At 64.9% G+C, this 13,620-nt stretch carries 15 protein-coding genes; 6 read left to right on the top strand and 9 right to left on the bottom strand.

What is annotated here, in order from left to right:
• Nucleotides 1-111: 111 nt before the first annotated feature.
• Nucleotides 112-1,254: a GNAT family N-acetyltransferase gene (locus AC3WLX_RS31340; RefSeq protein ID WP_492338832.1), complete on the top strand. Its 1,143-nt coding sequence runs from the start codon at nucleotides 112-114 to the stop codon at nucleotides 1,252-1,254.
• A gap of 43 nt (nucleotides 1,255-1,297) precedes the next feature.
• On the opposite strand, the gene wrbA is transcribed toward AC3WLX_RS31340, so the two are convergent.
• The gene (wrbA, locus tag AC3WLX_RS31335) at nucleotides 1,298-1,897 is read right to left on the bottom strand and encodes an NAD(P)H:quinone oxidoreductase (RefSeq protein ID WP_291620387.1); all 600 of its coding nucleotides are present in this window, start codon (nucleotides 1,895-1,897) and stop codon (nucleotides 1,298-1,300) included.
• Nucleotides 1,898-1,996: 99 nt separating this feature from the next.
• Nucleotides 1,997-2,695, bottom strand: a complete 699-nt coding sequence (locus AC3WLX_RS31330) for a pirin family protein (protein WP_492338831.1) — start codon at nucleotides 2,693-2,695, stop codon at nucleotides 1,997-1,999.
• 113 nt (nucleotides 2,696-2,808) lie between these two features.
• On the opposite strand from AC3WLX_RS31330, the gene AC3WLX_RS31325 reads away from it, so the two are divergent.
• Nucleotides 2,809-3,744 (top strand): LysR family transcriptional regulator, encoded by a 936-nt coding sequence (locus AC3WLX_RS31325; protein ID WP_492338830.1) that lies wholly within the window; start codon nucleotides 2,809-2,811, stop codon nucleotides 3,742-3,744.
• Between the two features lie 125 nt (nucleotides 3,745-3,869).
• Nucleotides 3,870-4,391: an REP-associated tyrosine transposase gene (locus AC3WLX_RS31320; RefSeq protein ID WP_492338829.1), complete on the top strand. Its 522-nt coding sequence runs from the start codon at nucleotides 3,870-3,872 to the stop codon at nucleotides 4,389-4,391.
• Between the two features lie 111 nt (nucleotides 4,392-4,502).
• Here the strand turns inward: AC3WLX_RS31320 and AC3WLX_RS31315 are convergent, their stop codons facing one another.
• The gene (locus AC3WLX_RS31315) at nucleotides 4,503-4,760 is read right to left on the bottom strand and encodes a hypothetical protein (protein ID WP_492338828.1); all 258 of its coding nucleotides are present in this window, start codon (nucleotides 4,758-4,760) and stop codon (nucleotides 4,503-4,505) included.
• A 140-nt stretch (nucleotides 4,761-4,900) separates the two neighbouring features.
• Entirely contained in the window at nucleotides 4,901-7,507 is a 2,607-nt protein-coding gene (locus AC3WLX_RS31310) for an autotransporter outer membrane beta-barrel domain-containing protein (RefSeq protein WP_492338827.1), read from the bottom strand.
• 251 nt (nucleotides 7,508-7,758) lie between these two features.
• On the opposite strand from AC3WLX_RS31310, the gene AC3WLX_RS31305 reads away from it, so the two are divergent.
• Complete coding sequence (locus AC3WLX_RS31305; RefSeq protein ID WP_291620397.1) at nucleotides 7,759-8,115, top strand: hypothetical protein; 357 nt, start codon at nucleotides 7,759-7,761, stop codon at nucleotides 8,113-8,115.
• A gap of 81 nt (nucleotides 8,116-8,196) precedes the next feature.
• Here AC3WLX_RS31305 and AC3WLX_RS31300 read toward each other — a convergent pair whose 3' ends face one another.
• The 4 genes from AC3WLX_RS31300 to AC3WLX_RS31285 form a co-directional block, all read right to left on the bottom strand.
• A complete protein-coding gene (locus tag AC3WLX_RS31300; protein ID WP_492338894.1) occupies nucleotides 8,197-9,027 on the bottom strand; it encodes an adenylate/guanylate cyclase domain-containing protein in 831 nt (276 codons plus the stop codon).
• A gap of 59 nt (nucleotides 9,028-9,086) precedes the next feature.
• Complete coding sequence (locus AC3WLX_RS31295) at nucleotides 9,087-9,554, bottom strand: YbaK/EbsC family protein (RefSeq protein ID WP_291620398.1); 468 nt, start codon at nucleotides 9,552-9,554, stop codon at nucleotides 9,087-9,089.
• Nucleotides 9,555-9,591: 37 nt separating this feature from the next.
• Nucleotides 9,592-10,323 carry a haloacid dehalogenase type II gene (locus tag AC3WLX_RS31290; protein ID WP_492338826.1) on the bottom strand — a complete coding sequence of 244 codons (732 nt, stop codon included), beginning with the start codon at nucleotides 10,321-10,323 and terminating at the stop codon, nucleotides 9,592-9,594.
• 419 nt (nucleotides 10,324-10,742) lie between these two features.
• On the bottom strand, nucleotides 10,743-11,114 hold the full coding sequence (locus tag AC3WLX_RS31285) for a winged helix-turn-helix transcriptional regulator (protein WP_291620422.1): 372 nt from the start codon (nucleotides 11,112-11,114) through the stop codon (nucleotides 10,743-10,745).
• A gap of 160 nt (nucleotides 11,115-11,274) precedes the next feature.
• Between AC3WLX_RS31285 and AC3WLX_RS31280 the strand changes: the two genes are divergently transcribed.
• On the top strand, nucleotides 11,275-12,009 hold the full coding sequence (locus AC3WLX_RS31280; RefSeq protein WP_492338825.1) for an SDR family NAD(P)-dependent oxidoreductase: 735 nt from the start codon (nucleotides 11,275-11,277) through the stop codon (nucleotides 12,007-12,009).
• A 105-nt stretch (nucleotides 12,010-12,114) separates the two neighbouring features.
• On the opposite strand, the gene AC3WLX_RS31275 is transcribed toward AC3WLX_RS31280, so the two are convergent.
• Nucleotides 12,115-13,125, bottom strand: a complete 1,011-nt coding sequence (locus tag AC3WLX_RS31275; RefSeq protein WP_492338893.1) for a zinc-dependent alcohol dehydrogenase family protein — start codon at nucleotides 13,123-13,125, stop codon at nucleotides 12,115-12,117.
• A gap of 83 nt (nucleotides 13,126-13,208) precedes the next feature.
• Between AC3WLX_RS31275 and AC3WLX_RS31270 the strand changes: the two genes are divergently transcribed.
• On the top strand, nucleotides 13,209-13,556 hold the full coding sequence (locus AC3WLX_RS31270; RefSeq protein ID WP_492338824.1) for a MerR family transcriptional regulator: 348 nt from the start codon (nucleotides 13,209-13,211) through the stop codon (nucleotides 13,554-13,556).
• Nucleotides 13,557-13,620 lie beyond the last annotated feature (64 nt).

Raw genomic sequence — 13,620 nt, 5'->3', positions numbered from 1 at the left:
GCCGCAGCCAAGCCGTTCTGGTGGCACTCGCTTAACGATAAGCGGCGACGTTTGTTGTCGTCTGCAACGAAACATATCTATCTGAAAGCACTCAGCAGGCGTATGTCGCGAATGACGTTCATCACCGTCGAGCAGTCAGAAGATCGGGTCTCCAGCGCGGCGGGAATCGCAGTCGATTTCATGCGTGACTGGCGCCAGGCCGCTTCGCGCCTGAACACCGGACACCGCACCGCGTTCCAGCATGTCGACTGGCTCGGTGCATGGTACGCGGCGTTTGACGACGTCACCCCGCTGATCGCGGTGATCTCCGATGCCGCCACCGGCAGGGACATCGCGGTGGTGCCGATGATCAGCCATCTCAGGCGCGGTATCCGCATCGTCGAATTCGCAGACCTCGGCGTTTCCGACAACAACGCGCCGATCCTCGCGCGCGATGTCGAGTTGAATCCCGGCACGACCGATGCGATCAACCGGGCATTGATCGATGCGTTGCGCGCCGCGCCCGACCGCTTCGATCTGCTCCGCCTCAGGAAGATGCCGGCCGAGGTCGGCGGCAAGACGAACCCGTTGGCGGCGCTCGGCCGGACCGGATCCTCCTCGCTCAACGGCAATCTCGTGCTGATGGGCGACGATTACGGCGCCTACCAGGCCTCGATCAAGCGCATGCAGATGCCGCGCTGCTGGCGGGTCTTCAGCCGTCATGCCGGCGCGCGATTCGAACTCGTCGAGGATGTCGCACGCGCGCATGAATTGCTTGATGTGACGGACAGACAGCAGCAGGCGCGCATGCAGAAGCTCGGCTCGCGCTTCGTCCTCAACGACGAGACCCATGCGCGGTTCTATCGCGAGGTGGCGCGCCGGGGCCTTGCGGAAGGCTATGCCGTCGTCTCGGCGCTGGTCTGCGACGAGGACGTGATAGCCACCTCGTTCGGCGTCAGGCAGGGCGCCACCTATTACCTGCTGCGCATCAGCCACGCCGGCGATTCATGGTCGAGCTGCTCGCCCGGGCTTCTCGTCGTCGAGCGCACCATGGCAGCGCTGCATGCGCAGGGCGTGCGCCGTTTCGACCTCAGCGTCGGCAACCAGGACTACAAGCGCCGTTTCGGCGCCGAGAGGGTGCCGCTGACCGATGTCAGCGTGCCCCTGTCCTGGCGCGGTCTGCCTTTCGCCTGGCGCGATCATGCCGCGCCAAGCTTGCGCCGCCATCCGAAACTTGCCGCCATGGCCGCGCGTGCCATGGGCAAGACGCGCTGAAGCGGCATTCCCGAACGGAAATGCCGCGCACCAGCCGTACGCATCAGCCATGCAGCTTCTTGGCGGTCTCCGCGATCTGGCGGCCCTGATAGCGCGCGCCGGCGAGCTCGTTGGCGCTCGGCTGGCGGCTGCCGTCGCCGCCGGTGATCGTGGTGGCGCCGTAGGGTGCGCCGCCGGTGACCTCGTCGAGCTTCATCTGGCCGGCAAAGCCATAGTTCATGCCGACCACCACCATGCCGAAATGCAGGAGGTTGGTGATGATGGAGAACAGCGTGGTCTCCTGGCCGCCATGTTGGGTCGCGGTCGCGGTGAAGGCGCCGCCGACCTTGCCGTGCAATGCGCCCTTGGCCCAGAGCCCGCCCGCCTGGTCGAGGAAGTTCGCCATCTGCGAGGCCATGCGGCCGAACCGGGTGCCGGTGCCGACGATGATCGCATCGTAATTGGCGAGGTCTTCGATCTTGGCGATGGGAGCTGCCTGGTCGAGCTTGTAGTAGGAGGCCTTCGCGACCTCGGCCGGCACCAGCTCGGGTACGCGCTTGATGTCGACGGTCGCGCCGGCCTCGCGCGCACCTTCGGCGACGGCGTTGGCCATCGCTTCAATGTGGCCGTAGGCGGAATAATAGAGGACGAGAACTTTGGTCATGGTGGTCTCCGTTGGGGGATGGTGTTCGGTTTCACTCCGTCGTTCCGGGGCGATGCGAAGCATCGAACCCGGAACCTCCCGGAATGACGGCAATCTTCGTCATGCCGCGTCGACGAGCACGAGCTCGGTATCTTCCAGCGCCGTGATCTTCAGCCGTTCCTCGTCGCGGATTGCGGCGCCGTCGCGGGCATTGACGCGAACGCCGTTGATCTCGACGGAGCCGGCCGCGGGCACGAGGTAAAGGTGCCGCGACGTCTGCGGCGCGTACTCCGCGCTTTCGCCCGCTTTCAGCGTGGTGGCGAGCACCCGCGCATCGGCGCGGATCGGCAGCGCGTCCGCATCGTCCTTGAAGCCGCTGGCGATGGTGACGAGCTTGCCGGAGCGGTCCGCCTTGGGGAACGGCTTCGAACCCCAGGTCGGTTGTCCGCCGCGCTCGGCCGGCTCGATCCAGATCTGGAAGATCCGCGTCCTTGTCGGCTCGAGGTTGTATTCGGAGTGGCGGATGCCGCTGCCGGCGCTCATCACCTGCACGTCGCCGGCCTCGGTCCGCCCCTCGTTGCCGAGGCTGTCCCGATGGGTGATCGCGCCCTCGCGCACATAGGTGATGATTTCCATGTTGGCGTGGGGATGAGCGGGAAAGCCGGTATTGGGCGCGATCTCGTCGTCATTCCACACCCGCAAGGCGCCGTGACCCATGTTGCTCGGGTCGTAATGGCTCGCGAAGGAGAAGTGATGCTTGGCCTTGAGCCAGCCGTGGTCGGCGCCGCCGAGCTTTTCGAAAGGTCTGAGTTCGATCATCTGCGTTGGTCCGGTTCGATTGCGACTGCCCCTTGGATAAGCGCTCGCTCGTGGTATAGAAATAGAAACTGTTGAAACGCATTGTTTCTAAAAACATTCGGATGGACAGCTCCATGGCAAAACTTCCCGATTTCGAGGCGCTCGCGATTTTCGCAAAAGTCGTGGAGTTGCGGTCCTTTGCTGGCGCTGCGAGCGAGCTCGCAATGTCCAAGGCGACGGTGTCGAAGGCGGTGACGCGGCTGGAGGAGCGGCTCGGCGCGCGCCTGTTCAACCGCACCTCGCGCCGGCTCGCGTTGACCGATGCCGGCCACAAGCTGGCCGAACGCGCAACGCGCCTGCTGGCCGACGGCGAGGCCGCCGAGAACGAGGCGCTCGCCCAATCGGTCGCGCCGCGCGGCCTGGTGCGGCTTGCCGTACCCATGTCGTTCGGCATCAAGGCCGTGGCGCCCTTGCTGCCGGAATTCTTCGAGAGCTACCCGGAGGTCTCGGTCGACCTGCATTTGAACGATGCGACGATCGACCTGATCGGCGAGGGGTTCGACATGGCGGTGCGGATCGCGCGGCTGCCGGACTCATCGCTGATCGCGCGTCGGCTCTTCACCATGCCGCGCTACACGGTCGCCGCGCCGTCCTATCTGAAACGTCATGGCAGGCCGACGCATCCGATGCACCTCGCCGAGCACAAATGCTTCAGCTACGCCTATCTCTCCACGCCCAACGTCTGGCACTACACCAATTCGGCCGGCGAGCAGGCCAGCGTGCGTCCGGGCGGCCAGCTTCGCGTCAACAATGGCGAGGCGGTGATGCCGGCGCTGATCGCCGGCCTCGGCATCGCCGAGTTGCCCGAGTTCATCGTCGGCGAGGCCATTTCCTCCGGCGAGGTTGAAGTCATCCTGAAGGACTGGAAGCAGGCCGAAGGCGCCGTGCACCTCGTCACCCCACCCGGCGGCCCGCGCCCCGCGCGCGTCGAAGCGCTCGGCGATTTTCTCGCGGCCAAGCTGCCGGGCACCTGCAAGCGGCGGACGAAGAAAGGTGCGAAAGCCGGATAGCGACGTTTGGTGGGCACGGAGCGCGAGACGCGCGCCTTTGCCCACCCTACGAGATCTCGCTTGTGCGAGTATTTGTAGGGTGGGCAAAGCGAAGCGTGCCCACGTCCTGCCTGAAGGGGGCGAAGATGTCTCGATACCGGCGCGCACAGGGCCGCACATTCTTCTTCACCGTTGTTCTCGAAGATCGGTCGAGCAGGCTGCTCGTCAATCAAGCTGATCGCTTCAGACGAATCTACCGAACGGTTCTTGAACGCCGCCCGTTCGAGACCGTTGCCATCTGCATCTTGCCCGATCACCTCCACGCGATCTGGACGCTGCCGGAAGGCGACGAGGACTTTTCATCGCGCTGGAATCTGATCAAGGGTGGATTTTCGAGAGGCTTGGAGGCGGGGCCGCCCTCAATGAGCAAATTGAAGAAACGTGAGAAAGGCATCTGGCAGCGCCGCTACTGGGAGCACGCCATTCGCGACGACGCGGACTTGGAACGGCATGTTGATTACATCCATTTCAATCCGGTGAAGCACGGCCACGTCACGCGTGTGCGAGATTGGTCGCTCAGCAGTTTTCATCGCTATGTGAAACAGGGTGACCTTCCCCTGGACTGGGGCGGGGATATGCGCGACATCGCGGGGCGCTTTGGGGAGTGATCGTGGGCACGGCGCGAAGCGCGCGCCTTTGCCCACCCTACGAGATCTCGTTAGACTATCGTTTGTGCAAGTTTCGTAGGGTGGGCAAAGCGCAGCGTGCCCACCAGCTTGCTACGACACCTTCTCGCCGTCGATCGCGACGATGCGTAGGCTCGGCTTCAGCGTCTCTTCCAGTTGCCCTTGCAACGCGTGGACCCGAGGGTCGCTCGAGCGCGCCGCGCATACCCCATACTGACGGACGGATCGCGCCAGTGCGCGCCGGGCTTCCGGCGTTCGCACCAGTTCGGGCTCGGCAAGCCGCAGCACGATGGCTGCGAGATTGACCAGCATCTCGTCCAAAGCGATGTCGATCGTTGCGAGTTGTCCCATGGCTTACTCCTGGGACAGCAACGGCCACCGCCGGGCAGGCGTTCCTGCCCCGGCCGAACATGGTTAATCCTGAGTAAACGTTGTCCCTTGCCTGCCGGCCGGTCTGCGGAAGACGATCGCAGGGCGGAGGGTGGCGCGATTCAAAATTCGCTGCGAACCAGGCCGCGCAGCGTGTGACGGTCGTATCCCGGCGCGAACGCGCCCTCATAGGACGCCCTGAACGACGTCGCGCTCGTCAGATCCCACCGGATCTCGGCGCCGGCGAGCGCCACCGTGCGCGCGCGCTCGACGCCGGTGATCGTGAACGCAATGCCGGGCGCGCCTTCCAGCGCCGCCGTGGTGTTCGCGGCGCTGCCGGTGAACTCATGACGGACGGCGAGGCTCGCGCCGAACTGTGCCGCGTGGCCGTTCGGCGTCATCATGCGCTGGCTGGCCCGCAGGCCGGCCGTGCCATAGCCGAGGTCGAAGCTGCCGCCCCGCACCAGCTGATTGACGCCGGGCGCACCGGCCTCCGCAAGACCGCCCTGCCGCGTCGTGTACCAGTCGGCCTTGGCGAAGGGCTCGGCGACGAGGCCCCATCCCGTCTGGAACGGCCGCGCGATGCCGATCGAAGCGGCAAAGGTGTTTGCGCGCGAGGAGGCCGTTGCCGTCTCGCCGAGGAACGCGATCGTGCGCGAGGAGTCGAGCGCCGCAAAGGAATAGCTGAGCGCCGATGCCAGGTTGAAGCCGCCGGCTTCGCCGCGCGCGTAGACGCCGGCATGCCCGGCATTGGCGTCGATCCGGTCGGCGCGGCCCGCCATGCGCAGCTGGCCGGTCGATGCGCCGACCGCAAGGCCTGCGGTGAAGCCGTTCATGTGCCAGAGATCGGCGCCGAGTGCGGCGCCGGCGATGGTTGCATTGGTTCCGAAAGCGATGTCGCTCGCCGCCACCTTGTCCCAATTGCCGTAGCCGCCGAACCAGACGCTCTGCGCCGGCGCCGCCCGCCGCGCCTTCAGCGCCTTGCCGATCGGGTCGGCCGGCTCCGGCGCATAGGCGGACGCCGACATCCGCACGCTCTCGCCGCGCGACTGCGTCCCGGCATTCCACATGAAGCCCTGGAACATGTCGGCCTGGTCGGCGACGAGGCGGCGCCCATCGGCGTGGATCTGGCCGGCCAGATCGTCGAGGCCGGCCTTGATGCCGGACGTGTTGAGCGCGGCCAGTGTGTTGATGGCGGTGGTCAACGCTCCCGATGCGCCGCCGGGCTGAGCCTGGTCGAGGGCGCCGGCCACCGCGGACTGGTTTGGGGTCAAGCCCGATAACGTTCCGAAGCCCCCGATCTGCTGCAGCAGGAAATAGACGTTGTTGGTGTCATAGCTGAGCTGCCCCGCGACCAGCGGCGTGCCCGAGCTCGTGAGCGCCCCGAACGTGCCGCTGACGCCGCCCGCCGCCGTGAGGATGGTGTATTGCGTGTTGGCGATGAAGCCCGCGCCGAGCGGCACGATCTGCACCGTGCCGCCGTTGAGCGTCGCGGTCCCCGTCGCCGCGATCCTGTCGGACTGGCCGGCGGGATTGATCTCGACCTGGAAGGTCGAGCCGGCGTTGAAAACGACGTTGCCATTGACGTTGAGCGTCCCGATCGAATTGCCGGGTGCGACCATGCCGCCATTGTTGACGGCGATGCCGCCGACCGTGCCGGTGCCGCCGAGATAGCCGCCATTGATGGTGACCACCGAGGGCAATGTGCCGTTCACGATCAGGCCGCCCGCATCCACCGTCGTCGCGCCGTTGAAGGCCGTGGTGCCTGTCAGCGTCCAGACCGAGGAGCCGGTCTTGGCCAACTGCTCGAACTCGTCGTATTGCAGGCCGGCGCCGAGCGTTCCGAGGTCGAACGTTGCGCTGGAGGTGCCGCCGAACTTCAGCGTGTCGACGTCGTTGCCGCCGAGTACCGCTCCCAGCATGCTCCACCCTGCCTCCAGCGTCAGCACGTCGTTGCCATCCGACAGAACGACGGCGCCGGAAGGACCCGAGATCGAGCCTGACGTGACGACGGTGTCGGGATAGGCACTGCCGTAGAACCCAAAGCCGCCGGATGAGATCGAGCCTCTATTCACGAGCGTATTGTTCGCGCCTGCGATGAACTGGACGGCTTCGCCGGTGCTGACGATCGTACCGCCCTGATAGATGTTGATGACATTCGAGCTCGAGTTGCCACTCAATCGCAGCCCGGTCGTTGTCGATGCCGCCGTGACCGACCCTCGGATATCGACCACGTTGCCGTGAGAGCCGTCGATGATGATCGCGGACTCGAAGTTGCCCGTTGCGTTCGCCGTTGCGCCCGCGGCAATCGTGATCTGATTGTTGTTCGCATTGCCGGCCAGCACGATCCCGCCATAGGCGGAAACCGAGGCTTGACTGTTCAGAATCAGGCGCGAGTTCGAGGTGGCGAGATAGACAATAGCGGAGACATTGCCGATCGGAACGAGCGAGGCGGAAGTCCCGTCGCCGATTCTGACTTCGACGTTGTTGCTCCCGTTCGATGCGATCGTGTCGGTGTTGCCGAGGCCGGTGCAGGTCGCGACGTCGCCCGGATTGAGTGCGCCGATCGTGCCGGTGCCGGCCACGGTGCAGGCCGCGAACGCCGGGCCGGTCGTCAGGACCGGCAAGGCCAGCACGAGGGGCGCCAGCGCGGTGGTGACCAGCAGCTTGCGACGTAGGATGGCGGCCGTTGTGCCGTTTGGCGCACGGGCTGGTACTGCATTCAGCATCGACGATTCCTCATTCCAGCACAATTGCTAGCGGGAAGGTCGCCGCGCTTCTTGGCGTCAGGCGAAACGCCCTATGGCCAAAGGCGCAGCACGCGGGTTTGCTTCGGCCATGTTGCCGGGGCGCCACGGACAAAAGCGTCAGCGAGAGCTGCCATGGTTCCTGGCTCGTTTTCACGTTTTGTTGTTGGTCCAGAACCGGCTTCCGCCTCATTGATTGATGAACATCGATGGGAATCGGGAAGGATCGGGACATGCGAACAGAGCGGATTGCGCTGGGTGTCGTGCTCGCGATCGGCGGCATCGTCGCGCCGGGCGCAGCATTCGCGGAGGAATATCGGGGGACCATGGAGCAGCAGATGGCCTGTACCCCGGACGTCTGGCGTCTCTGCAGCGACCAGATCCCCGACGTCAGCCGCATCACGGCCTGCTTGCAGCAGAATACGCCGCAGCTCTCCAGCGCTTGCCGCGCGGTATTCCAGTCCAACAACCAGATGCCGCCGCAGCAACAGGTTCCACGCAATCGCGCTGCTCCGTCGCCGCGTTACAACAATGCTTTGCCGCCGCCTCCGCCAGCGCAGCCACGCCCCTATGACGATGACGAGGATTAGGCGCTGACGAGCGCGAGCCGGGAAAAGTGCCAACTAGGACGTGGAGACTGGTTCCGTAACGATGCGGTCGCGCCGTCTCGGTCAGCGATCCGTCCTGCCGCCCGATTCAGGCCGCGGCCCAAGCGCCATCCGCAAAACCACGCCGAACAGAATGGCTGCAACCGGCCAATGAAACCAGATCCTGTTGCTGGTGAACAGGTTGATCAGGATCAGGAAGGCCGACACCGTGAGCGCCGCGGCAACCGGGCGGGGCAGCCTTGTGAGCCAATCCGAAACGATATTCGTCGCCGACGCCGGAGCGCGCCTGTCGTTCCAGTGCGGGGCCCGCGCTGTCTCTGAGGAGGCTGCCCGCTCCTCGATCGGGAGCGACGCTGGCCCGGCGGTTCGGCCACCCAGGGTCAACCGATAGCTGGTCAGGGGGGCGATGTTCTTCATCGGGCGCTGGCCGAGGCAGTCGAACCCGACGGATAATTTGTTGTGCACCTGATCGTAGACCGAGCTCGAGATCACGACGCCGCCGGGCTCGGCGAGCTCTTGCAGGCGCGAAGCGATATTGACCCCGTCGCCGTAGATGTCGGTGCCGTCCACCATGACGTCGCCGAGGTTGATGCCGATGCGAAACTGCATCGGGCTCGCCTGGGGCGTGCTCGAGGCCTGACTGGAAATCTCCTGCTGGATCTCGACCGCGCATTGCACGGCTTCGACGACGCTGGCGAACTCGGCGATCACGGCATCGCCCCAGGTATTCACGATGCGGCCGTCATGGCGCTCGACCAGTCGCGCGATGGCCGCGCGGTAGCGGCGGAGCGTCTCCAACGTGCCCGTCTCGTCCGCCTCCATGAGGCGCGAATAGCCGTACACGTCGGCGCACAGCACGGTGGTCAGTCGTCGCTTTACCTTGTCGTCGGTCATCGCCGCCATGCTAGCCTCCCTGACCGGCAAATGCATCAGGCATCGTCGCCGGTGCCGGCTTACGGCCTGACCTCGCAGACATCGACCCATTCGGCGGCGGTCAGCTCTGCCATGCGGTCGGGGGTGATGCGCACCGCGCTGTGTGTTGAGCCCGCGGCAGGCACCACCACGTCGAAGGCCTTCAGCGAGATGTCGCAATAGACCGGCAGCGGCGATTTCAGCCCGAACGGGCAGACGCCGCCGACCTCGTGTCCCGTGATCTCGGCGACCTCCTCCAGGCCCAGCATCTTCGGCTTGCCGCCGAACTGCGCCTTGACCTTCTTGTTGTCCATCCGCGAGGTGCCGGCCGCGACGATCAGGATCACGCGCTCGCCGATGCGCAAGCTCAGCGTCTTGGCGATACGGCCGGGCTCGACGCCATAGGCTTCGGCGGCCAGCGGCACCGTGGCCGAGCTGATCGGGGATTCCATGACGGAGATGTCGGGGGCATTCTCGGCGAAGAAGGCGCGAACGGATTCCAGGCTCATTCCGGGCAGCTCATTCCAATTTTGCGGGCGGCGACCGCTACGCGATTCTCGGCAGCTCGGAGAGCGCGCGGACGCGGTGGTCCGGCGCGAAGCCAAGCTCGTCCATCTGGGTGCGGATCGCCTTGAACATGGTGAGCGGTGCCACGAGTTCGGTCTCGACGCAAGCCAGCGCCATCGCTTCCGGCGTCACCCGCTCGATCCAGGCGACATTCAGCCCGAACGACTTTGCCCCCGCCACGTCCCACGGATTCGACGAGACGAACAGCACCTCTTCGGAGGCCGTGCCCAGCTCTTCGCCGATCAGCTCATAGGCCGCCGGGCTCGGCTTGAAGATTTTCTTGGCGTCCACGCTGATGGTGGCATCGAGCAAACGGTCGAGGCCGGAATTGCGCACCAGCGCATTCAGCATGTCCGGGCTGCCATTGGACAGGATCGCGAGCTTGCGCGGCTTCAGCGCCGCAAGCGCGGCCGCTGCATCGGGATAGGGATCGAGATGCAGATACTTCTCGATGACGCGCTCGAACGCCTCGCTGTCATAGGCCAACCCGAGCACGCGCAGCGTATAGGCGAGGGAATCGCGGGTCACGGCCGCAAAATCCTGGTAACGCCGCATCAGCGAGCGCAACCAAGTGTATTCGAGCTGCTTGATGCGCCAGACCTGCGTGATGATCTCGCCATAGCCCGGAAACGCATCCTCCGTGACCTCCGCGACCGACTGAATGTCGTAGAGCGTCCCATAGGCGTCGAAGACGACGGCATTGATGGGCATTTTCTGTCCTCCGGGGCCGTTGTGGTGACAAGAGCTCCCCTTGGGGAGCGCGCATGGTCGTCAACGGATGTCTGCCTGCCGCATGATTTGGAAAATGCGAATCTCAATACGCACCAATGCTTCTTAGCCTCATCCTGAGGGCCCCGCCGCAGGCGGGCGTCTCGAAGGACGAGGCGCGCGCTCAGCTCGCGCAAAGCACCATATGCGATTGCCTGCGCTTGCGGGGGAGAGATCGCGCCCACCGGGCCGCGCCGAACGCGCGCCTGATGACAGGCTCCGGCGCAGGGCGAGGGCTTTCTCCTGCGGAAACATCGGGAGAGGGAGAGGCACTTACGTTGCAGCATTCAGATCTGATCTCCTTGCGCTTCACCGGCGCTGCTGACGGAACGTAGCAGACCTCGTACCAAGCATCGCGCGAGCTAAACGGTCGGCTGGCGTTCTCGCCGGGTCCACGTCGCCCGCTCGGCGAACACCCGGCTGACCTCCGCCATGTGCTCGGTGCCCCATGTGCAAAGCGGCACCAGCGCCTGCGCCAGGCTGTGGCCCAGCGGCGTCAGGCTGTAGTCTACCCGCGGAGGCACCTCCTTGTAGTCGGTCCGCTTAACCAGACCATCGGCCTCCAGCTCCCTAAGCTGCTGGATCAGCACCTTGTCGCTGACGTCGCGGATGGCGCGGCGGAGCTCGCCGTAACGGGTGGGTCCGTCCTGGGCGACGAAGTAGAGGATCAGCGGCTTCCACTTGCCCGAGACGACCCGCAAGGTCGCATCCAGGCCGCATGTGAAGCCGGGCAGATTCGGCGTGCAGCGTTGGACGTCTGCTTGAGCTTGCGCCGGCGGGGAGATGAGGTCTGAAGGATCGGTCGACATTTTTTAGCCACTTACCAAAAGGTGCATACTTGTCGATAGGTGGGTAGGCCGCCAGCTCAGTGCAACCTCAATGAAGGAGCACATCATGAGCAGACTACAAGGCAAGACCGCAGTGGTGACGGGCGGCGGCACCGGCATCGGGTTCGGGGCGGCGAAACGCTTCGTGGACGAAGGCGCGTTCGTCTACGTCTTCGGGCGGCGGCAGGAGCAGCTCGACGCCGCCGTGGCGAAGCTGGGGGCCTCGGCCCGCGCCGTCAGGGGCTCGGTGACGGATCTGGCCGACCTCGACCGTCTCTATGAGCGGGTGAAGGCCGAACGGGGCGGGCTCGATATTCTGTTCGCCAATGCCGGCACCGGGTTGTTTGCACCGCTCGGCGAGATCACGGTCGAGCACTACGATCATATCTTCGACGTCAACGTGAAGGGGCTGGTGTTCACGGTCCAGAAAGCCCTGCCGCTGATGACGAAGGGGTCGTCGATCATCCTGACCGGCTCGAGCACGGGCGTGATGGGCACGCCGCAATTCAGCATCTACAGCGCGACCAAGGCCGCGATCCGCAATCTGGCGCGCAGCTGGGCGCTGGACCTGCGCGGCACCGGCATCCGCGTCAACGTGCTCTCGCCCGGGCCGACCAAGACGGAACTGGCGCTGGAGGTCGTGGGCGCGGAAGCCTTCGATGCACTCGGTAGCTCGACGCCCATCGGGCGCGTCGGTGATCCCAGCGAGACGGGGGCGGTGGCTGCATTTCTGGCGTCCTCGGACAGCAGCTACATGACCGGCGGCGAGGTCTTCGTCGACGGCGGCCTGGCGCAGGTCTGAGGCAGCTCGAGCGCTTGAACGGGAGGGTTTCGATCCCCGGATCGAAGCCCTCCAGGTGGGGCGCGGCAATCGGCAGCCCTGCGCATGGTCTCATTCGACAGCGAACTAGAGCTTCACGACGACCTTGCCGAAATGCGAGCCGCTCCGCAGGTGAGCATAGGCGTCGGGGACTTCATCGAAATCGTAGACGCGATCCACGATCGGATGGATCGCGTGTTCAGTCAGGAAGACATTCATTGCCGTGAAATGTTCGACCGATCCCACGGTGACACCGATGATGTCGGCGTTCTCCCATTGCAGGCGGGCGAGGTCCGGTTTCGGGCCGAAGCCTGTCAACACGCCAATCTGAATGATCTTGCCGCCCGACGCGACAGATCGCAGCGACCGGTCATAGGTACCGGGGCCGCCGAGTTCGAGAATGTGACTGGCACCTTCGCCATCAGTGGCTTTCATCACTTCGGCATCCCAGTCGGGTGTATCGCGGTAGTTGATGAGGATCGAGCCGCCCATTGTCCTGACGCGGGCGAGTTTCTTATCCGAGGACGAGATCACGATTGCACGTGCGCCGAGCGCCGTCGCGAATTGAAGGCCGAACAGTGCAACCCCGCCAGTTCCCTGGACAAGCAGTGCGTCGCCTTCGCCCATCGCACCGCGCGTGACGAGGCCATGCCAGGCCGTGACGCCGGCGCAGGGCAAGGTCGCCGCCTCAACCAACGACAGGTGCGGCGGCACGCCGACTAGCGCGGTTGCAGGCAGCACGACATACTCTGCCAGCATTCCGTCAGTCGTGTTGCCACCGAGAGATGACGAAACATAACCGGACTTGAACGGTCCAGAGACCCAATCGCGGAAGAAGGACGCAACGACACGGTCTCCGACGTGCCATTGCGCGACGTCGGGGCCGATGGCGTCAACGATACCAGCGCCGTCGGAGAGCGGCACACGGCCGTTGAGCTCGTTCTGGCCGGCACGGTCCAGGATCAGGAGGTCTCGGTAGTTCAGACTTGCCGCTTCGACCCGCACGCGGACTTCACCATTGGCGGGCTCAGGTTTGCTGACGTCGGCGCGCACGAGGCGACCGGCCCCGGCGTGGCTGTTCAAATGGTAGGCTTTCATCATTGTTCCCTTCACAAGCAACATGACTTGGATGGGCACTGCCTGTAGGGTCTGACAGCGCTGTCAGGGTCAAGAGGTTTCGGATGAAAATTGGCGAACTCTCCCGGCGGACCGGGGTCAGCATCCGCATGCTGCGCTATTACGAAGGCGAAGGCTTGCTTGCGCCGCAGCGGACCGGCTCGGGCTATCGCGACTACGGTTCGGAGGAGGAGCAGACCGTGCGGCGGATCAAGATGCTTGGCTCTGCCGGGATGACACTCGACACGATCCAGCGGTTACTGCCGTGCGTGCGGAATAACGACCCGGCCTTCACGCCGTGCAACGAGCTGCGAAGAATACTTGCCCAGCAGGTCAGCCTGATCGACGAACGTATCGAGACGCTCAGCCAGAGCCGGACCATTCTGGCGGGCTATCTGGCAAGCGTGAACTGATCGCACTCACGCGCCGACGTCCGCAAGCCGGCGGACGTCGCGCAGTGTTCGCCGAGTACGGTGA

This window comes from Bradyrhizobium sp. FW305-F6 (genome assembly GCF_058782905.1).
The sequence above is the reverse complement of the archived record's forward strand: the minus strand, read 5'-3'. Positions and strand labels throughout refer to the sequence as shown.

What these genes read in the sequence shown, in the direction of transcription:
- AC3WLX_RS31340 (WP_492338832.1), top strand. Translation starts at nt 112, where the DNA reads ATGACGTTCATCACCGTCGAGCAGTCAGAAGATCGGGTCTCCAGCGCG.
- wrbA (WP_291620387.1), bottom strand. Translation starts at nt 1,897, where the DNA reads ATGACCAAAGTTCTCGTCCTCTATTATTCCGCCTACGGCCACATTGAA.
- AC3WLX_RS31330 (WP_492338831.1), bottom strand. Translation starts at nt 2,695, where the DNA reads ATGATCGAACTCAGACCTTTCGAAAAGCTCGGCGGCGCCGACCACGGC.
- AC3WLX_RS31325 (WP_492338830.1), top strand. Translation starts at nt 2,809, where the DNA reads ATGGCAAAACTTCCCGATTTCGAGGCGCTCGCGATTTTCGCAAAAGTC.
- AC3WLX_RS31320 (WP_492338829.1), top strand. Translation starts at nt 3,870, where the DNA reads ATGTCTCGATACCGGCGCGCACAGGGCCGCACATTCTTCTTCACCGTT.
- AC3WLX_RS31315 (WP_492338828.1), bottom strand. Translation starts at nt 4,760, where the DNA reads ATGGGACAACTCGCAACGATCGACATCGCTTTGGACGAGATGCTGGTC.
- AC3WLX_RS31310 (WP_492338827.1), bottom strand. Translation starts at nt 7,507, where the DNA reads ATGCTGAATGCAGTACCAGCCCGTGCGCCAAACGGCACAACGGCCGCC.
- AC3WLX_RS31305 (WP_291620397.1), top strand. Translation starts at nt 7,759, where the DNA reads ATGCGAACAGAGCGGATTGCGCTGGGTGTCGTGCTCGCGATCGGCGGC.
- AC3WLX_RS31300 (WP_492338894.1), bottom strand. Translation starts at nt 9,027, where the DNA reads ATGACCGACGACAAGGTAAAGCGACGACTGACCACCGTGCTGTGCGCC.
- AC3WLX_RS31295 (WP_291620398.1), bottom strand. Translation starts at nt 9,554, where the DNA reads ATGAGCCTGGAATCCGTTCGCGCCTTCTTCGCCGAGAATGCCCCCGAC.
- AC3WLX_RS31290 (WP_492338826.1), bottom strand. Translation starts at nt 10,323, where the DNA reads ATGCCCATCAATGCCGTCGTCTTCGACGCCTATGGGACGCTCTACGAC.
- AC3WLX_RS31280 (WP_492338825.1), top strand. Translation starts at nt 11,275, where the DNA reads ATGAGCAGACTACAAGGCAAGACCGCAGTGGTGACGGGCGGCGGCACC.
- AC3WLX_RS31275 (WP_492338893.1), bottom strand. Translation starts at nt 13,125, where the DNA reads ATGAAAGCCTACCATTTGAACAGCCACGCCGGGGCCGGTCGCCTCGTG.
- AC3WLX_RS31270 (WP_492338824.1), top strand. Translation starts at nt 13,209, where the DNA reads ATGAAAATTGGCGAACTCTCCCGGCGGACCGGGGTCAGCATCCGCATG.